Here is a 25,052-nt window from a genome sequence, read left to right as displayed (position 1 = left end):
GAACGGGATAAGTCACATGAAGTCGTCACCCATCTCGCTGCAAGCACAGCCTATGAAGGGGCGCTCCAGCGAACCCTCGGCGTCCGGCGAGTTGGCAGTAGAGCTTGCTGCCTTTTTGGGGCTCAGTCATGCCAACGACGCTATAGCGCTGCTTTCGGCTCTGCGACAATCTCTTCACGAGAACGTCAGCCTCGATCTTCAACTGAACCTTTCATCTGATGATGTCTGCCACGCAGTGTGCCTAAACCTTTGGTCTCATGCCCCGGGCGCCCAACTGAGAGTGTCCACTTGTACGTCTGTCAGATATGGCACTACACCGCAGCATCATCGGAATGAGGCGGTAGTCTATGAGGAGAACCTTTTTGAGAAACTGCTCGAGGCTCTTCCCATTCCGGTCATTTACAAGGATCGGCAGGGGTTTCACATAGGCTGCAATAGTGCATTCGAGGATTTTTTCGGCCATTCTCGCGAGAAGGTCATCGGCACAACTGTTTTTGACCTGGCTCCGGCCCACAGCGCGACGTTGCATGCAGCAAGAGAGCAGCTTCTCTTCGAAGGGCTTGATGTCCAGCGATACGAATCAAAGATCAAGATGCCAGGTGGCAACGAATTCGAGGCGGTGTTCAACACGGCTGTTTTTTTCGATGAGAGCGGTGAACCGGCAGGGTCGATCTGCGCCATGCAGGATATCACCGAACTCAAGCAGACCGAGCAAAAGCTGAGGGAAGCGCTGGAATTCGCCGAAGGGGTAGTGGCCGCCATCCCGGACATTCTGTTCGAAGTGAATTCGGAAGGCCGGTATCTCCAGGTCTGGACGAAAAATCCTGACCTCTTGGCGCAGCAGCGGGAAGCCCTTCTTGGTAGAACAATCGAGGAAGTCTTGCCGCCAGACCAAGCCGCGACCGCTATGGAAGCCATTCGCGAGGCCGATGCAAGCGGCACTTCCTATGGAAGTTGCCTGCACGTGACTCTCCCGAGCGGAGAGTCACGTTGGTTCGAGCATTCAATTGCAAAGAGATCTTCAAGCAGTCGTGGTACCTCTACATTTCTCGTGCTGTCGCGCGATGTGACCGCCCGCAAAGAATCGGAAGAGGCGCTGAACGAAGTACGTGCGCAACTTCAAAGCGTGCTCCAAACCATTCCAGACATTGTATGGCTTAAGAGCATCGATGGGCATTATATGCTGTGCAATCATGCGTTCGAACGATTGACTGGCTATACGGAATCAGAGGTCGTCGGCAAGACTGACTTCGATCTCTTCGACGTCGATAGGGCGCGATACTTCCGCGATCTGGATAGAGAGACTGTGGCCGCCGGTCGCCTCATCGTCGAGGAAGAATGGGCCACCCACAAGGATAGCGGCGAGCGTATCCGTCTTGAGACGAGAAAGGTTCCAATGCTAGGTCCCGAGGGGACAGTGACGGCGATCCTTGGCGTCTCGCGTGATGTCACGGAACTGTACTGGTCGCGTCAGAAAGTTCACCAGATGGCGTTCTTTGATCCGCTCACAGCATTGCCAAACCGGGCGCTCTTCAACGACCGTCTGCAGCATATGATCGCAGGCGCCGCATCGAATGGTCAGCGGGCAGGCGTAATGCTGATTGATCTTGATCATTTCAAGGCGGTGAACGACACGATGGGGCACCCGGCCGGAGACGAGCTGCTCCGTCAGGCCGCGGATCGACTGAGGGCGAGCGTGCGGAATTGCGACACCGTTGCGCGGCTGGGCGGGGACGAGTTTGCGATCCTTTTACCGGAAATCCGGCAGGAGGAGGACATCAACCGAATCGCCAGTAGGGTGCTGGAAAAGATCAACGAGCGCTTCGAGATTGACGGCAAGGAAGTGTTCGTTTCCTGCAGCGTCGGCATCGCGCACTACCCCGACGACAGCACAGATCCAGACGATCTGGTGAGATACGCCGATTCCGCCATGTACTTGGCGAAGCGCTCGGGGCGGGATAGCTTCCATTTCTATACCCGGGATCTAACGGCGGGCGCAGAGGAACGCTTCGCGCTTGAATCGGAACTGCGCCACGCCATCGATCGCGGCGAACTCGAGTTGCACTACCAGCCGAAGGTGCTCTTGCAGAACGGCACCATCTTTGGCTCGGAGGCATTGCTCAGATGGCGCCACCCGGAGCGAGGCATTATCCCACCAGATAAGTTCATCCGTATAGCGGAGGAGACTGGGTTTATCACCGACCTGGGGCGTTGGGTGTTGCACGAGGCCTGCGGTACCGCGTCCGCGCTGAATGCCGACGGACAACTGCAGCACAAAGTGGCAATCAATCTATCTGCGAGGGAGTTTCAATCCCGGGATTTGCCAAAGTTGGTCGCCGATTGTCTGAGCAGGACCGGCTGTAGAGCGACCTGGATTGAAATTGAAATCACGGAAAGTTTGCTGCTCGACGACAAGGAAAGGGCACTGGAGATCCTGCACGAACTACGAGCCATGGGCATCTCTATCGCCATCGATGATTTTGGCACAGGATATTCGGCGCTCAATTATCTGGCTCGCTTTCCGATCGACACGCTCAAAATCGACCGATCGTTCATCAACGGCGCCGGCGAGCGCAGTTCCGAACTGGTGAAGGCGATCCTGTTGATCGCCCGTTGCCTCGGACAGAGCGTCGTGGCGGAAGGTGTCGAGACCCTCGAGCAGGCCACCTTCCTGACAGCGAATGGCTGCGAGGCCGCGCAAGGCTTCTTCTATGGCAAACCAATGCCCAAAGCGGAGCTCATCAAGCTATTGGGGCTTCCGGAAGGCCTCAGCCTGGCGTCGTGAGGCGGGTCTGAGGTAGTGAAACCGTATTGGTCCCGTCCATTGGGGCGTGGATGCTCACCAGCGTTGCTTCGGTTCTCTTGAACCGTCAGGGCAGAGCGCGCCATCGCGACACACATAGGTGTGCGAAGGTCCAATGTCGCGAGCAATTCAGTAATTGGTGTAGCATGCTTCGGCTTTCAGCTGGGTACCGCCCGCAAGCGATGTGAGCAGATCGGGTACGACAGTCGTGAACTGATATTCGATCCTTGCCTGTGAGAGACCCTCCAGGCCACTGCAGGTGGCATTGCGATCGAGCGTGATCGCCGTCGGATCAATTTGGATGAGCCACCCCGCCGCTTTGGATTTCGCGAAAGCGATCGCATTCTCAGAGCTGTATGCTCCGCCATCTTCGCATTGGAGCTGCGGTATGCCCATGCAACGGGCAGTGGCGATTGCTGTTTCACGGAGGGCATGCGTCGTCCAGAACAATCGGGCGAATTCGATCATGCCAAACAGCAAAAGGAGAAAGACTGGTGCGACCAACGCGAACTCGACGGCGCTTGCGCCGGAACGTTCAAGGATGAACCTGCGAATGGAATACTTCATTTCGTCTGCACCACTGCATTGGCTGCAATGAAGCCGTCTCTGACGACATCGAACATCCTGAAGAATGGCGTATATGTCTGCCTCGCCGTCACAGCGACATATCGTCCGGCTCGCCCGCCGTCAGGACAAGACGTGTTGCAGGTGAACTGCCCGCCCCAATCGACTGATACTGCATTCCCCTTTGGACAATAGCAGGCATTGGCCTGACTGTTCACACCACCGATCTTGATCTTGGCCCCGTCATAACTCGCCTGTGGACCGTTGTTGACCTGTATAACCACGGTCGCATCGCCGCGATAATTGCTGGCGATCATGAGGGCGAGATTCTTGGCCAGTTCGCTGCCGTTGCTGCCATCGACCTGGTCGGAATGTGCGATGGCATAGCTGGCGCTTGCCGAGACGGCCGCCTCCAGTTGAAAACGCGAGAACACCAGCATTCCCAGATCGACGCTCGCCACGAAGACCAGAGCGAAGATGGGGACGACCAGCGCAAATTCGATGGCAGCATTGCCTGTTGTGTCCCTCAAGACATTGCGTCGATCGCCAAGACGAAAGTGCCCTTGCATCGTCATTATTCTCAGAAGCTTCCTCATTGGACCAAGGCCACCTTTCCGGTTCCACTCAGTTGCGTACATTCGGACATCGCCTGGGAACCGCCGGACAGCGAGATGCTCGTGCCGATCAATTGCAAGCAGCCGTTCCCGGCATCCCCGAGCTGACCACCACCGCCGAAGTCGATCACGCCATTTGGAAAATAGAATGCACCGGAGATCTTGGCTCGGCCGCCGGAGGTGATCTCGGCGCCTGTCGTGTTCTTGGAAGACTGCGGACCAATTACCGCCAGCTCCGCAAAGGGGCCGGATTTCGGGGCGTTGAGCGTGATGGCATTGCCGCCCGTCAGGCAGAACGACTTTCCACTACACTCCCAATCGGAAGGTGTTTCGATACCGGACAGTACGATGGTGACGTCCTTGCCGGAGACGGCGACATTGTCGCTACATGCGGAGCCGCCGGTATTGACCGAGAAGTACCCATCAACGGTATAGGTGCCAGCACCAAGTCGTGCGCCCCCCGCCAGATTGACGTTTCCGGATATATCGTGCTCGGCGCTGGCAGGGATGGCAATGCAGCTCCCACCGCCGCCGCCATTCAGATCTCCGTTCAGGCGGAAGAGACCCTTGCTCGTGCTGGCATCCGCCATGATCGTAATGGAGCCGCCATCAAGCCCGATGGCATTGTCGCCGCTGGATTTCCCGATGGTGTAACTGTTGGACGTACCGGCCCCAAGTTTGAGTGTGGCCCCAGCACCAGTATAGAAACCGGCGTCGAATACGAAGGTGCTTGGACCATCGATGGTGACCTTGCCTGACGTGCAGAGGCTATAGCGCGCGTCGCCGCATTTGTCGCTTCCCATGCCAAAGTGGAAGGAACCAGCACCAAATGTCAGGTCCGCACCGTACACCCCCTTCTCCACGTTAAAAATGCCGTCGCCGAATTCCAGCTTTGTGCCGAAGTCGTTCTGAATCCTGCCCGAGAAGCTATAGACCGTCGACTTGCTGCCCGAGACGTTGAACTTCACCTGCACGTTGCCATGCACAAGCAGGGAGCCGATGTTGATCTTCGAACCGCTGCAGGTCACATCCCACTTGTCCATCCAGTACTGATTGTAGTTGGCCGGGTCGTAGCTGCATCCAATGGCCTGTAGGGCGGCAGCAGTGTCCGGGGGTGAGGTGCTGCCACCGAATTCGATGTCCTTGCCTTTGGTGACCGAAGCTTCAGCCGGCCAGGATGCCTTCCGAATTATGTCGAGGCGACCATTGAGTTCCGCCACGCCCGCGTGGTTTTCCAAAGGATCGCCGGTGTATTGCTTTGTGACGGGAGCTTCGCTGCCGTCGCCCTTCACAATGTTCGCGGTCGATGGACAGGGCTGTGAAGAGCCTTCAAAGTAGGTGGCGCTCTTGGCCGTGATCTTGGTTCCACAGGGCGCGACTAGATCATTGTTGGACGCCACGTAGCAATTGGGCGCGCCGACCTGAACACCACCGGAAAGCGCCACGCCTGTTCCCGATTTATCAAGCGCGATGATGCAGGCGCTTTCCGCCGCACCAAACGAGGAATAGGCCTCTGCTGCGACGTCAAGTTGAGGTTTCACGCCGAGGACCGGTGCCAGAAATAGCGTGTTCGTCGTCTTGACCCCAACGTACACCGCCTGGAGCTTTGCGTCTTTCGGTGACGCTGCAAGTGAGACGGAAACGTTCGCAGGATCGACACCGTTGAGCTTCGCAACGTTGAGCGCGGCAGACCTCATCCGATCCTGCGAGCTTGTTTCACTATAGGCGAGCGCTCCCGCATAAGATGCCAAGTCAGCAGTGCGCTGATTTTCGTCCCGCACCAGCAACCCGTATCCATACTCGACGGACAAAGCTGCGAAACCAATGATGATTGGCAGCAGTATTGCTGCCATGATTGCGATACCCCCGTGCTGGTCGGCGCTCAACTTGCTAGCAAGGCGGTGGTAAGTCCTCATTGTCCGAAGTTTCCTCAAGACTAGCGTTCTAAAACTGACGCGCGAAAATCGGGGCCCTATGGGCTATTGCGAGTGTTGGCGCGGCTCCGGGGACAATTTCACGTCAAACACGGGACCTGCTGCACTTGCAGTGCGATGTGGAGCTAAACGAAACCTTACATCGGTCTTAGGACGGCGAGGTTTACGACGGAGAACGGATAGAGAAGGAAGAATCGGACACAAAAATATTGTAGACGTCGCCGTCGCCGGGCCCGTCAAATTTGGTACAAGGCGCGGCAGAGTTTTGCTCCGAGCTGCGTATTCCCTGTCATCTCTTCGCTTCTGGGCTCAGGTCAGGCCCTCTATCCATCGCGCGGCGCCTGCCGTTTGGCTCGGCATGGGACGTAAACGTTCGCAAATTGCCAGTGGGTCATGGTTAGAGCCATTCCTGACACGGTTGCAGGTGCTGTCAAAGACACGAGAGACGCGATCTCTTGACGGGGATGCCGCGGCACTTAGACGACAGCAGCCGACTTGTTGGTCTTGATAATCCAGTTTTGACCACGGCTGCTTCAACCGGTCGGTCGGTACAGATGTCCGCTTTCCGCCGGAGTGTCCGTTTCGCGGAGCAAAGTAATCAAGTCCGGTTAGATGCAAGACCTTGTTAACCCTACCTGGCGAGTTCTCGGGGGCGGCGTTATGCAAATCAGCAGATCATCAGGCCGCTCACCTCTCTTCAGGAACATCTACATGAAACCAAATTTTAGATCCTTCGGAATCGGAACCCGCCTGGGGATGGGTTTCGGTTTTCTTCTGCTCTTGATGCTGGCGCTGACGCAATACTCAGTCAGGCAGGTCAACGCGATTAACGATGGTCTTGGCCAGATCAACGACGTTAACAGCGTCAAGCAGCGCTTCGCCATTAACTACCGCGGCAGCGTTCACGATCGGGCCATTGCAATCCGGGACGTCACGCTGGTCGAAACACCTGCGGAACTGCAGGCCGCCGTGGATCTGATTGCGAAACTGGCCGACGCTTACGCTGTTAACGAGAAAAAGATGGCGGATATGATCGCCTCTCACGCGGGCGCCTCGGCCACGGAAACGAGCATACTTGCTGAAATCGCCGACATTCAGGCCAAGACTAATCCGCTTGTTGCTCAAATCATCGATCTGCAGAAGAGGGGCAATGAAGCGCAGGCAAAGACCATTCTGCTTGAACAGGCGCGGCCCCTGTTCGTAGCTTGGTTGGGCGCAATCAACAAATTCATCGACTACCAGGAGGCACTGAACCAGAAGCTTGGTGGCGAAGTCCGTCAATCCGCCAGTGGTTTCCAGACATTGGCATTCGGTTCGCTCGCTGGCGCCATTCTTTTGGCGATCGCCTCGGCTCTTTTGACAGGTCGTTCAATTACGAAGCCCATCGCCAAGCTGCAGTCGGCACTCCACCGTATGGCAGGCGGGGAAAGCAATGAAGCTGATGCTGGCCTCGACACTCGCCGTGACGAAATTGGTGATCTTGCACGCGCCATCGGCGCCGTCCGCGATACGCTAAGCGAGCAGGCTGCACGCCGGGCTGAAAGTGATGCCAACCGTGCAGCGGCGGAGCGCGAACAGCTTGAAAAATCTGCCAGGGACCGCGAGGCGGTGGCGGTGGAAACCAACAACGCGGTCGCGCAACTCGCTCAGGCGCTGGAAGCTATGGCCGAAGGCAATCTCGCTTTCCGCCTTACTCGAGCATTCGGCCCTGCCTTGGACACTCTGCGTCTGAACTTCAACAATTCCGCCGACAAGCTACAATCGACCTTGAAGGCGGTTGGAGGCAATGCGTTCTTGATCGACGCTGGTGCCGCAGAAATCAGCACGGCAGCCAACGACCTGGCGCGCCGCACCGAGCAACAGGCGGCATCGCTTGAAGAAACCGCATCCGCACTCGATCAGATCACAGCGACGGTCAACGGTTCGACTGCGCGGGCTGAAGAAGCTCGTACCGTTGTCGCCAAGACGCGGGAGAATGCCGAGCGGTCCGGCGACGTTGTCAAGCGCGCAATCCACGCCATGGGGCAGATCGAGAGCTCGTCTAGCGAAATCAACAACATTATCAGTGTGATCGACGAAATCGCGTTCCAGACCAATCTGCTGGCACTTAATGCCGGTGTTGAAGCAGCCCGTGCGGGAGAGGCCGGCAAAGGGTTTGCCGTTGTAGCCCAGGAGGTCCGGGAACTGGCGCAACGCTCAGCGAGAGCCGCCAAGGAGATCAAGCAGTTGATCCATGCATCTGCGGAGCAGGTCCGCTCCGGTGTGGCGCTCGTCGACGAGACGGGCGACGCGTTGACGGAAATCGTTTTGGAAGTGCAGGAAATCAATCAACACGTTGATGCAATCGTTGAGGCGGCGAGGGAGCAGTCAACAGCCCTGAAGGAGATCAACAACGCCGTCAACGCGATGGACCAGTTTACTCAGCAGAACGCTGCAATGGTCGAGGAAACTTCTGCTGCAGGACAGAAGCTGGCTTCAGAAGCAGCGGCGCTGTCGGCACAGCTTGGAAAGTTCCGTTTCGATGGTGCGGATGCACAGCCGATCCAACTTGCAAGCCTTGGTTCCAAGCCGCGACCTTCGGTTCCCGTCTCTATGATCCGGAAAATTTCATCAGCGTTCGGCGGTGCTAGAGGCGCGGCGGTCTCTGCCGCTCAGCAATGGGAGGATTTTTAATGAGCAATGTTATCGTCTTCACTGTCACCAATCCTGGGAACCGTTCGAAATCGATCGATGCCGACACGCGACTGAAAATCGAGACTATGGAGAGCGTCCGCGACCAAGTTAAAGACGTGTTTGCCAAGCTCTCGGAGATCCAAGATGAGCTCACAAGGGCGCACCTCTCTTGTACTTAACCCAAGACCGAAAACACGACGATCGATGCCCAGAAAAAGATGGGTTTGTTTGATCACTGTGCCTTCCGGGCAGGACGAAAACCTGGCTCATTCTCCTCGTAGGCTGACCCACTCAGCATAGCGTCGCTATAAGTGGCAATACTCCTGATGGACCGCTGCACTTGCCGCAGACGCCTGGCGTCTGCGGCTTCTCCCGATAGAACGATTGCTCGGCAGGCTGAATGGTGGGATTATCTAATTGCACGTGAGGTGGGAAGCGTGAGGTTGTTGAAACGCGGCCGCGTCTTGGCGGCCGAGATTAATCGCTGCATAATGGACCTTCGCTAGACGAGCTCTTAACGTCGACGACGCACTTTGCCAAGACAGGGGTGCAGCCCCATCAGACAACAGACAATCCTGAACTGCCCATCAGTTCAGTGCCGTTCAAGGCCAGCATCGCGGACCAACGTGTTACCCATTCGGAAGTGAGGTTATCGAACCGATTTGCTGAAAATTGTACCTTACAAATTCTCGGGGTCAAATTTACGGACTCGGACCCGGGTTTCCTTCGGGCTTTCGCCATAGGAGGCGCGATAGACGGCAGAAAAACGTCCGAAATGGAAGAAGCCCCATTTTAGACAGATGTCCTTGACCGACTGAGTATTCAATGGGTCAAGCAGATCCCTTCGTGCCGCTTTGAGACGTATCGTACGAAGATAGGTTGCTGGAGTCGTGTCTTTGAAAACTCGAAATGCATTCTCGAGCGTCCGGACAGAAACTCCGACAGCGTCCGCAACGATGAAGATTGTCAAGGGACTTCCTATTTTGGCATGCATGAAATCAATGGCGTGACGAACATGTGCTGGTGTAACGAGATGGACCTTCTTCTCCAATAGGTGTGACAGCCGATGAGGAACCGTTCGCAGGACAATATCGGCCATTGCACTGCTAAGGTTCGTCACTGCGAGTGGAGACCGAAGTAATGGACCATTGTGGCGCATCCCGCCTGCCATGGCTTTAGCGACGCTGACTAGCATCTGACCGGATTGATTGGACAGGTCGAGTTTGGTTTCAAGTTGGAGTGGATCAACAAGAGGGGTCTCGAAAATTGCAGGGACTGCTCGAGCGATTGCTGTCCAATCCAAACGTAGTGCCTCATATCGATGCCCTGAGCCGAGCATGTTGAAGCTCTTTACTTGACGATTGTGGGCTAGCAACACGTCGCCTGGCTTACCGCGGATTGCTTGATTTCCTACGTCCAGTTCAGTCACGCCAACCTTTGGCCAAATGATGGATAACCACTGAGCCGCCTCGGCGCATCCACTCAGCCTCCACCCATTCTCGAACTCACCTGAAAACAGGGACACAGTCCCGACCGTCCAGCAGTCTGCTTTCCAATAGAAGCTGCGTGATGCCCGGTCGGGCAAGGCATCAAGTGCACCGTATTCGTTCGATAGAGTCGCGACCATGGTCTCAAATGTCGAGCCGCTGTGCGGCGCGGTATGAGCTGATGCATGATCGTTTAACATGCGAACTGACCCCTTACCGCTGGAACACGCTGATGCCAGATTTTTCGGTGCTCGATGTGGTGCTCTTTGCGGGTGAGCAAACCCACCTTTTCGACCGCGGCCATATAGGCGCCCCCCGGGAAGCCAACCAAAGAGAGGGCCTCCGTAACAATGTGACCCGGCCTGTCTACATCCAAAACTTGCGGCACAAACGGTGCATTCGTGCTTTTGACTTCCACGTGCACAGCCCAAACCCGGCGTCTATCGCTGACGCAGCAATGCGAACGACAGCGTCTGCCGAACAGCCACTTGTGAGCCTCGCAGCGTGAATCGCTGCAGACCTCGTCCGATCCGAAGTCGTTACAGGCCCGCGATACCGCAAAGGTTGTGCAATCTGTTGTGCATCGATTTTCGTCCCGCCACGGCAAGCCGTATCCACAGTCGAACAATGCCGCGAAATCGTCCGAAGAGAAGGTACACGACTTCCCCCGTTTGATTTCCTTCCGCCACCGCACATAAAGACCGGCGGAAGCATGCAAGCTCCGTTGATCATCAATAGATGTTTTGTGACGCATGCTCCGCCATAGCCTCATCCCACGTTGCACCAGTCGCGACAGATATCAGATGAGGGAAAAGTGGCCCTTCAGTAAGAGCCAGTTTTTCTAGATATCAATGTGCCAGTTGACGAGGAGCTGCAGGAACTCACGCTTATTCTGAGTAGGGGGCGGGTTCTGCATCTACGTATGCACTCAGCCAGGATCTGTGACTGCTGAGAAGGCTTCTGCTAAAAGCTGCACCCCCTTCTGAATATGCTTCGGCGACAATGCCGAGTAGCCCATCACCAGCCCTAGTGGCTGTCTCTCTGAACGGCTAGTGTCTAGCGGGGCATAGAGCGACGAAATGCCATAAATGCCAACACCAAGCTCGTAGGCAGCCTTCATCAGGACGGCCTCAGCCGATGCGGATAGCTCGTTGAACCAAACGACGACATGCAAGCCTGCATCAGCGCCTTCGACGGTAATTCGCCTACCGAATGTCGCCTGAAGAGCGTTCAATAACATCTCCCGGCGCTCACGATTCAGCCGCCGGGCACGACGCACATGGCTCTCATAAGCGCCGCATTCTATTAGGGAAGCAAGCGCTTCTTGCTCGGTCATAGAAGTGTGCCGATCGGTCAACTGTTTTGAGGTTGCGAACACATCCTGCAAGTGCTTTGGCACCACCAGGTAGCCGATACGCATCATCGGTGACAGCGTCTTGGAAATGGTGCCCAGATAAATGACGTTTCGCCCGTCCCCCAAGCTCTGAAGGGGCGGAACAGGGCTGATGTCATACCGGTATTCGCTGTCGTAGTCGTCCTCAACCACATAGGCATCACGATCCAGAGCCCAATTGACAAGCTGATGGCGCCGACTAATCGGCATTACGCCGCCTAAGGGGAATTGGTGGGATGGTGTAACATAGGCCATCCGAGCATTGACATTTGCCAACTCTGCCGTTTGTAGGCCGTCAGCGTCGACGTCCACGTCTATGGTGCAGGCACCGGTACTAGAGAATATCTGCCGAGCCATCCGATAACCGGGGTTCTCCATCACGAATGCGCTGTCTTCATCCAGGAGGAGCCGAGCACAGAGATCCAACCCCTGCTGAGAACCATTGACGACAATGATCTGCTCAAGATCGCATTGTAGCGTCCTTGCCCGCCAAAGGTAACCCTGAAGGGCTTGCCGCAGCCGCCGGGAACCCCGCGGGTCCTCATAGGCCAGTCGCCCCGGTCTTTGAGTAATCACAGAATTGACAGCACGCTTCCATGCCAGCGCCGGAAAATCGGATGGGGCAAGGTCGCCGTACCGAAAATCGACCGCCAGAGTGTTGGGCAGGTAATCGAGCCACGGTGGAAGCGCGCGAAGCCTTTCTCCGTAAGCCGAGAGCGGCCCACATGCCTCCCGCGACGCGTTGGTTTCTCGAAGGCGCTGTCCCAGCTGCAAGGCCGTCACTCGCGGACGAGCACCCTGACGCAATTCCACGAAGCCTTCAGCGGCAAGCTGTTCATAGGCGACTGTAACCGTTGTCCGTGACACATGCAGTTCAATTGCCAGGCTCCGTGAGGACGGCAGCTGGCTCCCTGCTGAATACACGCCGTTGAGGATCTGATTTTTGAGCGCCTCGTAGATTCTGCGAGCACCCATCTTTGGGGCATGCCCCGCTTCCACCTGCTTTTCCGACTGGACCATCTTTTTTCTGCCGAACTGGATATTTGTTGCCGGCCAGTATGATGCCAGTCTGAACTAAAGCAAAGAGGATATGATCGAGCTATGACGGGCAGCGAACAGGACAAGGGTCAGGCACGCGCTGACTATTCTCATACGGCAAGCTTCGGATTTGACACGCGCGCCATTCATCACGCGTTTGACCCAGTGGCCTTCAAGAGAGCTGTCCAGCCGCCGGTGTTCCTGACCTCAACCTACGGATTTGAGAGCGTCGAGGCCAATGATGCCGCCGCAGCACTTGGCGGCCGGCTTTATGCGCGAGAATATAACCCGACCACAGAGATTCTCGAGCAGAGGCTTGCGAATTTGGAAGGGGCCGAGGCGGGCCTGGTTGTATCGACCGGGATGGCTGCTTTCGGCACTCTGATACTGTCATTGCTATCGCAGGGCGACGAACTCGTGGTCCACAAAACGCTCTATTCCAACACTGTTGCGATGGTGGAGCACGGCCTGCCTCGCTTCGGAATCAAGGTCATTCCCGTCGATTTGTCTGATCCGTCCAACCTCGACGGTACGATAACCGAAAAAACCAAGCTCGTTTATTTCGAAACACCTGTGAATCCGATGAGCAGCATTCTCGACATCGCAGCGATCGCGGGGCGCGCTCACGCGCGCGGCGTGAAGGTCGCGGTGGACAGCACCTTTGCTTCTCCAGCGCTCCAGCGGCCTATCGAGCATGGGGCGGATATCGTTCTTCACTCGCTGACAAAATACATCAACGGGCACGGAGACACGTTGGGTGGAGCGCTGCTCGGCGACGCTGAAACGCTCCACCGCTTGCATGAAACGGGGCTCCGCTACATTACAGGCGCGACCTTGGCCCCACACTCGGCCTTCCTAATCATGCGCGGCCTGAAAACCTTATCGCTTCGTATGGATCGGCATAGCGCTTCGGCTCTGGCGATCGCCCGAATGCTCGAAGCGCATCCGGCTGTGTCCTGGGTCAGTTACCCATTCCTGGAATCGCATCCTGATCAGGCGACCGCGCGCAAACAAATGGCGCAAGGATCCGGCATGCTTGCCTTTGGACTTCATGCCGGTTTCGACGGCGCAAGGACGATGTTGGACCGCTTGAAACTGATGACGCGCGCGGTCAGCCTCGGTGACACTGACACGCTAATTTATCATCCGGCCAGCATTACGAGAGCCCGGCAATCAATAAGGAAGGACGCCCACATGGTAAGGGGTGTCGGAGACGACCTTATCCGTCTGTCCGTCGGCCTGGAAGATGTGAGCGATCTGATTGGCGACCTGCAGCAGGCGCTTCTCGCCTTCTGACATTTCCAGAGAAGCTTTGAATACATAGACGTCGAAATCGGAGTTTCCAATGGCTATCCTCAGCGGGCTTTCCGCATTTCCCATCACGCCGGCTGACCAAAACGGCAATGTCGACATTGCCGCGCTCAAAAGACTGGTAGCGCGCCTCTGCACCGCGGGCGTCGATTCGATTGGCCTTCTTGGCAGCACCGGAACCTATATGTACCTGTCCCGTGAGGAGCGGCGGCGGGCTGTGGAAGCAGCGATCAAGGAGGTCCGCGGGAACACACCGGTCGTGGTGGGCGTCGGGGCCATGCGGACAGACGAGGCGGTCAGGCTGGCGCAGGACGCGAAAGCCGCAGGTGCCGCGGCTGGCCTCCTTGCTGCAGTTTCCTATGCACCGCTGACGGAGAATGAGGTCTTCGAGCACTTCTCAACCGTCGCTCGCGAGAGCGGCCTACCCATCGTGATCTACGATAATCCGGGGACCACTCATTTCCGTTTCACAGCCGATCTGGTAGAACGATTGGCTCATGTGTCTGGCATTGTTGCGATCAAGAATCCCACGGAAAAATCCGAGGAGATCGCGAGGCATCTGGCGCACCAGAGATCGACGGCACCTAGGGGCTTCTCGATCGGCTATAGCGGGGATTGGAATGCTGCCGAAGCCATGATCTGCGGTGCCGATACCTGGTATAGCGTGCTCGCCGGCATCCTTCCCGATGTCTGCCTGCGCATCGTCAGGGCAGCACAGAACGGTGATGCCGGCGAGGCACGCCGGATCGATGCAGGCCTTGCGCCGATCTGGGAACTGTTCAAACAGTTCTCAAGCCTTCGGACGGTCTACACCATGGCAGATCTGCTCGGCGTCTGCCAGGCCGAACCGCCTCGTCCTATACTCCCCCTGCCTCCGGCCGCGAAGGAGAGGGTTGCTCAGTGCCTCGCCGTGTTTGAGCACGACCTGGCCTGAGGCAAAGCAACGTCTGGCACTGGTGGAGGATCCAGAGGGCAGTGCTTTATTTCGTATGGGCATTGCCCGCGCTCATCGTCATCGCACTGCTCGCTAGCGGTCGTGCCTCCACGCTTGGTGCCGCAATCATCGGATTGCTGGTTGCCGTGGTCGTCGCGTTGACCGCTGCGCCGGAGCGGTTTCAGCTGTTTGATGGCGCCTTTGCACTACTGCGCGGAGCCTGGATCGGCTGGATTGTTGTGCCCTACATCCTGGGTGGGCTGCTGTTCTGGCAAATGGCAATTCGGCCTGGAGATGCCGCGATGCCCGTGGAAGGCCTGCAGCGCAACAGGCAGGGCAGGCGGCGGTTGCTGTTTTCTGCCTGCTTCCTCATCGGTCCGTTTTCCGAATCCGCGACCGGCTTCGGTGTCGGGATCGTGGGAACGATGCTGTTGCTGCGCAAGCTGGACCTGCAACCTGTCCCTCTGATGGCGTTCAGCCTGATCAGTCAGACAATGATTCTGTGGGGCGGCATGGGCAACGGTGCGATCGTCGCTGGTGCCTTTTCGCACAGCGACCCTACCGCCCTCGCTGTCAATGCGAGTTTCTTTCAGTTGGCCTTGAATGTGCTCTGGTTGCCAATGTTCTGGAGGATGGCTGAGAAAGCAGGTGTCGGGGCGCCGATCCGCGAGCATCTCAGCGAGGTTCTATGGCTAGGAGGAAGCATTCTGCTGCTGATTGCAGCGACGCACGCCCTCGGACCAGAGGTGGCCATGCTCTGTGCCTACGGGCCCGTCATCGTTCTACGTTATGTTGCCGATGAGCGCCCCGACAAGGAGCGAATGCTTGAAGCAATGGAAAGGATGACCCCCTTTGCGCTTCTCATAGGATGGCTTTTGGCCAGTCGGCTCGTCTTGCCTTTGAGCCAGTTCCTGCAGCAAACAGGGCGGCTCGAGCCTTTTGTCGGCGCGCCGGGCTGGTCGCCGCTCTTTCACGCCGGCACTTGGCTCACCTTCGGAGCCTTGTTGTGCGCGCTCTTCTATGGTCACGTTTCGAGCCTAAAACTGCAGGCTCGGGAAGCTTGGAAGACCGGTCGACTTTCGGTTCTCGCCATCATCATTTTTTCTATGATGGCGGAGATCTTGTCCAGCTCGGGGATCGCTTCGGCCCTCGCAGAGGGCATGCATGCCGCGATCGGCACAGGCGCGCTGGCATGCCTCACGCTCATATCCGCTGCATTCGGCGCTCTCGCAAACAGCGGCAATGCCGCAAACGGCCTCTTCATGGGTTCTCAGGTCAGCCTCGCGACGGAGGCCGGCCTGAATGTCGCGGCGGTTATCGCCCTGCAGCACACTGCGGCTCTTGCGCTAAACCTAATTTCTCCGGTGCGAATGTCGATAGTATGCAGTCTTGCCGGCTGCGCTGGACGGGAACGGGCGGTTTACCGCGCAATGATGCCGTTCGCGGTGGTGATCGTGATCGTGCTGCTCACAGGCTCCCTGTTGATCACATTGGAAGTGGTCTAGTGCCAGACCCCTGTTGCCTCTGCGCTCCAGACAATAGAGTCGTCGGCCGCAAACAATGGGGACGAACCAAGATGAAACTCTAATGATTGGAGACTGCGCATGTCGGAATTCAGGCTGCATTGCTTTGCGATGTCGGGAAACTCATACAAGGTTGCGTTGTTTCTTGCGCTTGCAGGCCAAGACTGGGAACCGGTGCTCGTGGACTACTTCGGTGGTCAAACGCATCAAGAGCAATGGCGACAGGAGGTGAACGAACTGGGAGAAGTTCCAGTTCTGGAACACAAAGGCGCAAAACTCAGTCAGTCGGCACTTATCCTGGACTACTTGGCTGAAACCACGGGAAAATTTGGTCCTGCCAATGCTTCGGAGAAGCACGCGATCTGGCGATGGATGTTGTTCGACAACCATAAATTCACAAGCTATTTCGCCACTCTGCGCTATCTTTATGGGATCAAGCAGACTGGAGAAACCGAGTTGACGCAGTTCCTGCGAGAGCGAGCGACCGCCGCGTATCGCATTGTCGACGACCACCTGCGGCAAACGCCGTTCCTTGTGTCTGAACGCCCGACAATCGCGGATCTGTCTCTGGCCGGCTACGTCTACATGCCGGAGGAGACGGGCATGCCCGAGAGCGAGTTTCCCAACATCGCAAAGTGGAAGGACAGAATCCGAAACCTGGCAGGTTGGCGGCATCCATATGATCTGATGCCAGGGCCCACTTCACTATCGATACTTTGAAGGCGAAGGCAGAGCTCGTTTTCATTCGAGCTCTGCAAGCATTTGGGCCTAAGCCACCTCGGCGGGCCTGATCTCGACCCGCCGATACAGGCCCATTGTGATCCACATGCCGACTGTTGTTCGCGGGCTTTGTGCGTGCTCAAGGCAGAAATTGTCCGAGCGCGTCAGGCGTGGTCTGCTCATGCGAACAGCATTGAAGTCCAGATGCCGGCGGGTCACTTCATACGCAAAAGGGTCGGCGGGTGGCCCGCTGCACTTGTGTGACTAGCAGGCGGCGCTGTTGTGGTTGGCGGCAGACCGGGGTTCATTGCCTGGATAGCGTCATTTTCTTATGACTGAAGAAAGCGCGAACGCGGTCAGTGTGTCCCGTACCCCCGGCATTTCCGAAACCTGTTGCCAGATGCGGCGGATACGATCGGCTTCGGGAGATTCGACGCGTACTAGCAGATCGAAGTCGCCCGTCATGACATCGCATGCCACAACTTCGGGAATTTTGCGAAGCGCCTGAATGACATCACCGCCTCTCATCCGGTCCTGGCGATATACGAACATCAAGGCTGTGGTGACATGTTGGTCACCGCCACCATCGCCAGTGACGATGGTGTATCCCTTTATGAAGCCCTCGCGCTCTAGCCTTTCGATCCGAACACGTACCGCGTTTCGCGACAGGTTCACTTTCGCTGACAGTTCCGCGTGCGAGACGCGCGCATTCGCCTTCAACTCGGAGAGTATCTGTTCATCTATCCGATCGATCAGGTACTTCATGATGTTGGATAGCTGTCGTTCAGAATATTGCGAGCAGTTTCGTATGCCGCCAAAGCGATCTCCGGCACGCCAGTTTTCCCGTTCTTGCCGGCAAAACGGCGAGAAACGGATGCCATCACAAAAGCTGGAAGCGCTTGCATCTCGGCTTCCGAGAGTTGGCGCACCTCTTGATAGCCACGGAGAAGCGCGCCTGCCCGGGATTTGTCCAATTTTCCGGTGGCAAGACCTGTCCATGAAACCAAAGCGTCAGCCACTTCCGACACCAGAACATCATCGTGGCGCAGGCGGAAGTTGATTACGCCGCTGACTCTGTCATCAATGTAGAAGACATTGTCGTGAACCAGTGCACCGTGGACAGCGCCCGTGGGAAGTTCTGTCGCCACCCTCTTAACTTTGCGCTCAAGGACAGTATGGATTTGAGCCATGACACGGCCCAAGCTCACGCATTTCGCATCTGTCGCGTTGGAGGTAGATGATCCTGGGACGAATGTGACGACCGCCACCAGACGTTCAGCCACATGGAATGTCGCGCTGCCGTCAACGGTGCGTATGGGCCTGGGGCAGGGCACGCCATTGCGATGAAGCGTCTCCATCGTGACGAACGCTCTCTCGAGATCAAGTGGTTCCGCACCGTTTTCAAACAGCGTAACGATGTATTCCTCTTCTTTTGTGCGAAAGAGGTATGTGGTTTCTGTATCGCCATCGGCAATGCCGATTACCGACGACAACGACATCATCCCGTAGGCTGTCGTGATTGATACGCGATCCTCATCGGACAATTCAGTAAATACCGCCACTTTTTGCTATCCCATCAAGCTGACGAGCGCGTTGGCAGGCGTGTAAACTCCGCCGTCCCCGCGAACAATGTCTCAATTTGCTGCGCTGTAAGGACGCCTGCCTCCTCAACGACCTCTCGCAATTTTCGATTGTCAGCCAGAGCCTTCTTCGAAAGGACGGCTGCATTGCTGTAGCCGATCATCTTTGCGAGCGGAGTTGCCAGCACGAGTGTCTGGTCAAGAACTGCCTCGCAGCGCGCTGTGTCCACCTCAATGCCATCGACGCAGCGATGCTTGAAAATGTCCATTCCGCGGGTCAGCATTCGCATCGATTGGAGAATATTGAGAACGATCACCGGCTCCATCGCGTTTAACTGGAGCTGACCTGCACTGGCAGCGAGAGTGACGGTAAGATCATTCCCGATGACCTGGAAGCTGATCTGATTGATCATCTCCGGAATTACGGGGTTGACCTTTCCGGGCATGATCGACGAGCCCGCCTGCACGGCGGGCAGCCGGATCTCGCCAAATCCGCCACGAGGCCCGCTGCTCAAGAGCCTCAGGTCGTTGCTGATTTTCGTCAGCTTCACCGCCATGCGCTTGAGGACGCCCGAGAAGGAGACAAAGCCCCCCGTGTCAGAGGTTGCCTCGATCAGATTTCGAGCTGGAATGAGCTGGAAGCCTGAAATCTCTATCAAGTGACGGCAGGCTGTAGCGGCAAAGCCGGGCGGCACATTGATCGACGTCCCTATCGCAGATCCCCCGAGGTTCACTTCCTTGAGCAGCTTGGATACGGTCTGGAGTTGCCTGATGTCTTCGTCGATGAGTTCGGCAAAGGCTTCGAACTCCTGGCCGACAGTCATTGGCACAGCGTCCTGCAGCTGTGTGCGTCCAACCTTAAGTGCCGCGGCATACTCTCTTGCCTTCGCGCGGAACGCGTCCCTGAGGCTGATCTGTGCACTCACCAAGCCGTCACATGCGCGCAGAATGGTGAGGCGCAGGGCCGTCGGGTACACGTCGTTGGTCGACTGCGAGAGGTTTACATCGTCATTTGGATGAAGCTTGCTGTATTCGCCTGCCTTGGCCCCCAGCTTACTGAGCGCCAGGTTGCTTATCACCTCATTGACGTTCATGTTCGTGGATGTGCCAGCGCCACCCTGCATCATGTCGACGGGGAAGTTGCCATCTACATCCTTGAGCTCGATGAGGTGGTCGCAAGCTTCTGAAATTGCGTTGGTCTTTTCCTGCGAGAGAAGACCAAGCTCATAGTTTGCCATGACCGCGGCCTTTTTGATCATGGCCATGGACTGGATAAGTTCCGGGAAGTCGCGGAGGCAGAGCCCAGAGACATCGAAATTGAGTTCGGCGCGTCGCGTATGGACGCCGTAGAGGACATTGGCAGGGATCTGCAGGGAGCCAATCAAATCAGCTTCAATGCGTTCAGTGATCATTTCTCGTCTTTCTACACATCAATTCCGGCGTGACGCATAGCGTCGTCGATCGCCTGCTTCACTGGCGGGCTAACGTCCACGAGCGGAAGGCGCAGGTCACCACGGATGATCCCAAGACGCGACAAGGCATACTTCGGACCTGCGGGATTGGTTTCGAGGAAAAGGGCGCGATGAAGCGGCATCAACTGATCCTGCAAAGTGAGTGCGAGACTGAAATCTCCACTCAGGCAGGCATGCTGAAACTCGGCGCAAAGGCGCGGGGCAACATTTGCAGTCACCGAGATGCAGCCATGGCCACCATGTGCCATGTAACCCAGTGCGGTGCCATCCTCGCCTGACAGGAGATTGAACTCCTTCCCACATGCCATGCGCTCCAACGACGGCCGAAGGATGTTGCCAGTTGCGTCTTTCACGCCAGTGACGTTCTTGCAGTCTTTGAAAATGCGCGCGAGCGTTTCCACCTGGATATCGATAACGCTGCGGCCGGGAATATTGTAGACAATGATCGGGATGTCTGCCTCAGCATCTATCGCCTTGAAGTGCTGGTAAATGCCTTCCTGGGTCGGCTTGTTGTAGTATGGAGAAACAATCAGCAGCCCGTCTGCACCTGCCTTTTGGGCGTGGTGGACGAAGTCTATTGCTTCCTCGGTGCTGTTAGAACCGGCCCCGGCAATGATCGGAACCCGTCCTTTGGCGACATCGATCGTTAATTCGATGACTTGCTTATGCTCAGCATGGCTAAGGGTTGGGCTCTCACCGGTTGTCCCGCATGGAACAAGGCCGGAAGACCCCTCACCAATCTGCCATTCGATGAGGCTACACAATGCAGCCTCATCGACCTTGCCATCAGCGAACGGTGTAACGAGCGCGGTAATGGAACCTTTGAACATGTGAAACTCCCGAATGCTGGTGACTGGACCGGTCTGGCGTGGTGATTAGGTCTTCAACCGATTGATGCAGACGACCTTGGGCTGCGTCATGTCTTCGTATGCAAAACGCACCCCCTCGCGTCCCATGCTGCCGTATTTGAAGCCGCCGAAGGGCATTGCGTCGAAACGGTAGTCCGAGGAGTCATTGATCATGACGCCACCGGCATCAATCCGGCTCGCCGCGTCCAGAGCGGCTTCCAGGTCGTTCGTGAAGATGCCCGCGTGAAGGCTGTAGTCGGGACTGTTTGCCATCTCGATTGCATCGCTCAGCTTGTCAAACGGCTGGAGGAGGACGATCGGAGCAAAAACCTCTTCTTTCCAGACATCGCAGTCGGAAGGAACGTTCTCCAGCACGGTTGGTGGGAAGAGATTGCCGGAGGGCTTGTTGCCGCACAGCAAAGTAGCACCTGCGCTGATCGCCCGATCAACCATAGCTGCAGCCCGGGTCACTGCCCGCTCTGCGATCATCGGGCCCACGTCCGTATCCGCTTCGAGCGGATTGCCAGTTTTGAGCCTCTTGGTCTTCGCAACGAACTCCGTCCTGAATTGTTCGTAGATCGGTCGCTGAACCAGAATGCGCTGCGTTCCGATGCAATTCTGGCCGGCTGCCCAATATGCGCCTGAGACGCAGCCTTCGACTGCCGCGTCGAAATCCGAGTTTTCCATCACGATCACTGGAGCGTTGCCGCCAAGGTCCATCGCCAGCTTCTTCAGGCCGGCATTCTTGGCGATCGCCTCGCCTGTCACAAACCCGCCGGTGAACGAAATCATCCGAACATCCCGAGCAGTGACGAGGGCTTTTCCAAGATCAGCGCCACCGATCGCGACGGTGACGATCTCCTCCGGAAGACCGCTTTCAACCAGGACGTCTGCCAGTCTGAGCGCTGACAACGGGGTCAGCTCCGACGGCTTGAGAAGAACTGCGTTGCCGCCGGCGATTGCCGGCCCAAGCTTGTGGGCGACGAGGTTCAGGGGGTCGTTGTAGGGGGTGATTGCCGTAATAATGCCCAACGGTTCACGGGTAAACCACCCCTGACGCGTTTCCGATCCGGCATAGGAGTCGAAGGGAATGACTTCCCCGGCGTTGCGCTTGGCTTCGTCGGCCGAGAGCTTCAGTGTGTTGATGCAGCGGGTCGCTTCCTTGCGAGCCTGCGTGATCGTCTTGCCGGCTTCCCGAACAATAAGAAGAGCGAACTCCTCTTTGTTCTTCTCAACTGCAGAGGCGGCCTTTTCGAGGATTGCAGAGCGTTGGTAACGGGGAAGGCGGCGTGCGATCTGAGCACCGCGCCTTGCGCGCTCAAGAAGGTAGCCGATGTCGTCGGCGCTCGTCGTGACGACTGTGCCGACTATGCTGCCGTCAAACGGGTTGCTAACGGTTATGTGCTGGACAGCGGGGGCATTGTTGAGGGAAACGCTATGCATCATGCGGCATCCTTCTTGCCGTCGTTGGCCTGTGCATTGTGGATGGCGACAATGTCGGAGAGCAGGGCGTAGGCCGTTTCAATCCGTCCAGCCCCTGGACCTGTGATCGTTACGGAGCCGAGCAGCTCGGTGTTCAACGAGACAGCGTTGGTTGCGCCATTCACGCCTGCCAATGGGTGCTCGAGAGGAAGCTGTTTTGGGGAGACGTTGCCGGATACTCTTCCATCAGCATTGCGGACCGCTGATCCAATAAGCTTCCAGCGGCTCTTCGCCTGGGTTGCTTCTTCAATGTCAGCGAGAGAAAGTTTGGAGATACCGTTGCAGGTAACATCCTCAGGTCTGAGCTTGGCACCAAGCAGCTCATTTGCGAGGATGACGACTTTGAGCCGCACGTCAAAACCTTCCACGTCAGCGGTCGGGTCGGCTTCGGCGTAACCGAGCTCTTGGGCTTCCTTGACGGCGGAGGCAAAGTCGAGACCGCCTTCCATGCGGCCAAGGATGAAGTTTGACGTGCCGTTCAAGATGCCCTCGAAGCCCTTTAGTTCAGCGCCGCCGAGCGTCTTTTCAGCCATACGAATGACTGGAGTGCCGCTCATGACGGAGCCTTCGTATTCGAAATGGAGGCCGTTTACCTTGGCAAGGTCCTTGAGTTCCTGGGCCGCGATAGCAACCGGCCCCTTATTCGTCGTGACGACATGCTTGCCGGTCTGAAGCGCCCAGCGGCAATGAGATACGGCCGGTTCGCCATCCTTGGGATTGGTGAAGGTCGCCTCGACAATGATGTCGGCAGGTGCTGTCTTGATGATTGTCTCGTTGTCCGCTTCGGCGCTGCCGCCAGACAGCTGTCCGAAACCACCCTTGGTGAAATTCGCTTCAATCAGTGTCTTCGCGTCAAGGCCGTTGGGCGAGATGACCGAACCGAGATAAAGGTCGCTCACGGCGACGATGTTCAGGCTGAAGCCCAGGTCCCTCTGCCATTGCGGGTTTCGGGTCGCAATGAGCTCGGCAAGAGCCCGATTGACCCCACCAAATCCGATAAGAGCGATATTGTAGACTGTCATGACGATCCTCCTGGTGACTTGTCTTTCACGAATTTGAATTGCGGATCGCTCAGGCGGAACGGAGCAGATAGACCAAACAACAGTGCATTTCGCTCATTCCGCAGTGGTTTAGATTGGGTATGCAAGGCACTGGGCCGTGGCTGAGACGTGACACCCGCTTCGGCGTATCCGGAGGCTCGTTGGGTGTCGGTCTATGATCGGGATCATGAACATGTTAGTCCGCTCGTGTTCCGTATTTCCAGGCAGTGCCGCTGATCGTTGCCGGTCGAGCAGCGGCATCTACGTATTTCCATCTTGTTCAAGGTTCTTTTTCGCTAACTGGACGACGCTTGCCGTCAACCTCTCCAACTGTTTCACTGCCACAGGATCAACCTGCCAAAACAACGGCAAGGCAAAGCCTGTCCCGGAGCGCAGCTCGACTAGCGCACCGGATCTGAGGTGATCTGTGGCAAGGTGAACCGGGACGACACCCCATCCAATGCCGGCGAGGGCTGCATCGAAGATGCTCCGACGTGAGGGCAGCCGATGTAGGGAGACCTTCACGTCCGCGCCGAGTGCTCTCTTAATCCACTGGTGCGGTAAGCGGTCTGTCGGTCCCGTCGCAAGGCCCGGGGCGCTCGCGATTGCCGCTGACGGCAGCCCGCGGGGAAAATGATGCTGCATGAAGGCCGGCGTCGCCACGGCTGTGACGGGCAGGCTTCCCAATGAAAAGCTGGAATACCCCTCTACGAATTCCTCTTCACGCGTAACTGCAGCAAGAAGTTCGCCGGCACGCAGCCTGTCACCGACACGAACAGTCTCATCCAGAACCAAATCGACAAGAAATGGTGCGTCCTGCGTGAAGCCCGAGAGTGCCTGAACTATCCAGCTTCCCTGCCATTCTGGATCTGCACCGATCCTCAGCCTGGAACGTTCGGACGCGGAGCAGGGATCGGTGAGGCGCGGAAATTCTGCGGCCAGATCGTGCTCGAGCATCTCGACGCGCTGAAAATGGCGAACAAGCTGCTCACCTTCTTTCGTTGCGGAACAAGGGTTGCCTCTGACGATCAAGGCTGTGCCGAGACGTTTCTCCAGCTGCTTAACGCGCTGCGAGACGGCCGATTGTGTGACACGAAGTTCGCGAGCGGCGCTTTCGAAGCTGCCCAGCCTGATTACTGCAATAACGGCTCTAACGGAGCGATAATCCAGCATGTCTCGGTCCAATCTGCCTTCTAGGCGTAGAGGAGATCGCGTTTTGCTTTGGCATCGTTCGACACGAAGCTGCGTCTCCGAGCTGCATCTCTCAGACACTCGACAGCTTCATCATCACAAGACCCGCAACGATCATCATGCCGGCCAATATGCGCATTGGTGCTGCGGGTTCGTTCAAGACCAGAATTCCGAGCAGGAAGGACCCAATTGCTCCAATGCCAGTCCAGACGGTATAGGCCGTACCAAGCGGTAAAACCCGCATCGAGAACGAAAGCAGGACCCCGCTTCCGATCATCGCGACAAGAGTGATCACAGACGGAACAAGCAGCGTGAAGCCTTCCGATTTTTTCATGTAAAAGGCCCAGACCACCTCGAGTAGTCCTGCAATGGCCAGGATGATCCAATGCATGTCATATGTTCCTTGAGAATTCCGGATCGAACCGGCAGCGACGCTCATGTAGCG

General features: G+C 56.9%; 19 protein-coding genes. 6 read left to right on the top strand and 13 right to left on the bottom strand.

Features of this window, described 5'->3' with window-relative positions:
• Positions 1-16: 16 nt before the first annotated feature.
• Positions 17-2,785, top strand: coding sequence for a sensor domain-containing protein (locus tag C5L12_RS17620; RefSeq protein ID WP_245422959.1), 2,769 nt, complete (start codon positions 17-19; stop codon positions 2,783-2,785).
• 147 nt (positions 2,786-2,932) lie between these two features.
• Here C5L12_RS17620 and C5L12_RS17615 read toward each other — a convergent pair whose 3' ends face one another.
• From C5L12_RS17615 to C5L12_RS17605, 3 genes are read right to left on the bottom strand one after another with little or no spacing between them, the layout of a single operon-like run.
• On the bottom strand, positions 2,933-3,370 hold the full coding sequence (locus tag C5L12_RS17615) for a TadE/TadG family type IV pilus assembly protein (protein ID WP_105373354.1): 438 nt from the start codon (positions 3,368-3,370) through the stop codon (positions 2,933-2,935).
• The gene (locus C5L12_RS17610) at positions 3,367-3,936 is read right to left on the bottom strand and encodes a TadE/TadG family type IV pilus assembly protein (RefSeq protein WP_245422958.1); all 570 of its coding nucleotides are present in this window, start codon (positions 3,934-3,936) and stop codon (positions 3,367-3,369) included. The genes C5L12_RS17615 and C5L12_RS17610 overlap by 4 nt, the downstream gene beginning before the upstream one ends.
• Before the next feature lie 23 nt (positions 3,937-3,959).
• On the bottom strand, positions 3,960-5,897 hold the full coding sequence (locus C5L12_RS17605; RefSeq protein ID WP_280952532.1) for a pilus assembly protein TadG-related protein: 1,938 nt from the start codon (positions 5,895-5,897) through the stop codon (positions 3,960-3,962).
• A 729-nt stretch (positions 5,898-6,626) separates the two neighbouring features.
• On the opposite strand from C5L12_RS17605, the gene C5L12_RS17600 reads away from it, so the two are divergent.
• Positions 6,627-8,588, top strand: a complete 1,962-nt coding sequence (locus C5L12_RS17600; protein WP_105373352.1) for a methyl-accepting chemotaxis protein — start codon at positions 6,627-6,629, stop codon at positions 8,586-8,588.
• A gap of 679 nt (positions 8,589-9,267) precedes the next feature.
• Here C5L12_RS17600 and C5L12_RS17590 read toward each other — a convergent pair.
• Entirely contained in the window at positions 9,268-10,275 is a 1,008-nt protein-coding gene (locus tag C5L12_RS17590; RefSeq protein ID WP_105373350.1) for an AraC family transcriptional regulator, read from the bottom strand.
• A 728-nt stretch (positions 10,276-11,003) separates the two neighbouring features.
• Complete coding sequence (pdxR, locus tag C5L12_RS17580) at positions 11,004-12,488, bottom strand: MocR-like pyridoxine biosynthesis transcription factor PdxR (RefSeq protein WP_105373348.1); 1,485 nt, start codon at positions 12,486-12,488, stop codon at positions 11,004-11,006.
• An 81-nt stretch (positions 12,489-12,569) separates the two neighbouring features.
• On the opposite strand from pdxR, the gene C5L12_RS17575 reads away from it, so the two are divergent.
• From C5L12_RS17575 to C5L12_RS17560, 4 genes are all read left to right on the top strand, one after another.
• Positions 12,570-13,802, top strand: coding sequence for a trans-sulfuration enzyme family protein (locus C5L12_RS17575; RefSeq protein ID WP_105373347.1), 1,233 nt, complete (start codon positions 12,570-12,572; stop codon positions 13,800-13,802).
• 49 nt (positions 13,803-13,851) lie between these two features.
• Positions 13,852-14,751 carry a dihydrodipicolinate synthase family protein gene (locus tag C5L12_RS17570; RefSeq protein WP_105373346.1) on the top strand — a complete coding sequence of 300 codons (900 nt, stop codon included), beginning with the start codon at positions 13,852-13,854 and terminating at the stop codon, positions 14,749-14,751.
• A 41-nt stretch (positions 14,752-14,792) separates the two neighbouring features.
• Positions 14,793-16,256 (top strand): L-lactate permease, encoded by a 1,464-nt coding sequence (locus tag C5L12_RS17565; protein WP_105373345.1) that lies wholly within the window; start codon positions 14,793-14,795, stop codon positions 16,254-16,256.
• A gap of 99 nt (positions 16,257-16,355) precedes the next feature.
• Positions 16,356-16,994 (top strand): glutathione S-transferase family protein, encoded by a 639-nt coding sequence (locus C5L12_RS17560; RefSeq protein WP_105373344.1) that lies wholly within the window; start codon positions 16,356-16,358, stop codon positions 16,992-16,994.
• Between the two features lie 321 nt (positions 16,995-17,315).
• On the opposite strand, the gene C5L12_RS17555 is transcribed toward C5L12_RS17560, so the two are convergent.
• The 8 genes from C5L12_RS17555 to C5L12_RS17520 form a co-directional block, all read right to left on the bottom strand.
• Positions 17,316-17,759 carry an Lrp/AsnC family transcriptional regulator gene (locus C5L12_RS17555; protein ID WP_105373343.1) on the bottom strand — a complete coding sequence of 148 codons (444 nt, stop codon included), beginning with the start codon at positions 17,757-17,759 and terminating at the stop codon, positions 17,316-17,318.
• Positions 17,756-18,556 (bottom strand): phosphotransferase, encoded by an 801-nt coding sequence (locus C5L12_RS17550; protein ID WP_105373342.1) that lies wholly within the window; start codon positions 18,554-18,556, stop codon positions 17,756-17,758. The genes C5L12_RS17555 and C5L12_RS17550 overlap by 4 nt, the downstream gene beginning before the upstream one ends.
• 14 nt (positions 18,557-18,570) lie before the next feature.
• Positions 18,571-19,986, bottom strand: a complete 1,416-nt coding sequence (locus C5L12_RS17545) for an aspartate ammonia-lyase (protein ID WP_105373341.1) — start codon at positions 19,984-19,986, stop codon at positions 18,571-18,573.
• Positions 19,987-19,997: 11 nt separating this feature from the next.
• Entirely contained in the window at positions 19,998-20,876 is an 879-nt protein-coding gene (dapA, locus tag C5L12_RS17540; protein ID WP_105373340.1) for a 4-hydroxy-tetrahydrodipicolinate synthase, read from the bottom strand.
• Positions 20,877-20,921: 45 nt separating this feature from the next.
• Positions 20,922-22,337, bottom strand: coding sequence for an aldehyde dehydrogenase family protein (locus C5L12_RS17535; RefSeq protein ID WP_105373417.1), 1,416 nt, complete (start codon positions 22,335-22,337; stop codon positions 20,922-20,924).
• The gene (locus C5L12_RS17530) at positions 22,337-23,398 is read right to left on the bottom strand and encodes a homoserine dehydrogenase (RefSeq protein ID WP_105373339.1); all 1,062 of its coding nucleotides are present in this window, start codon (positions 23,396-23,398) and stop codon (positions 22,337-22,339) included. The genes C5L12_RS17535 and C5L12_RS17530 overlap by 1 nt, the downstream gene beginning before the upstream one ends.
• Positions 23,399-23,677: 279 nt before the next feature.
• On the bottom strand, positions 23,678-24,589 hold the full coding sequence (locus C5L12_RS17525) for an ArgP/LysG family DNA-binding transcriptional regulator (protein WP_105373338.1): 912 nt from the start codon (positions 24,587-24,589) through the stop codon (positions 23,678-23,680).
• Positions 24,590-24,680: 91 nt separating this feature from the next.
• Entirely contained in the window at positions 24,681-24,998 is a 318-nt protein-coding gene (locus C5L12_RS17520) for a DMT family transporter (RefSeq protein WP_105373416.1), read from the bottom strand.
• Positions 24,999-25,052 lie beyond the last annotated feature (54 nt).

Origin of the sequence: Neorhizobium huautlense, from assembly GCF_002968575.1 — a bacterium.
GTDB classification, from domain to species: Bacteria; Pseudomonadota; Alphaproteobacteria; order Rhizobiales; family Rhizobiaceae; genus Neorhizobium; species Neorhizobium huautlense.
The sequence above is the reverse complement of the archived record's forward strand: the minus strand, read 5'-3'. Positions and strand labels throughout refer to the sequence as shown.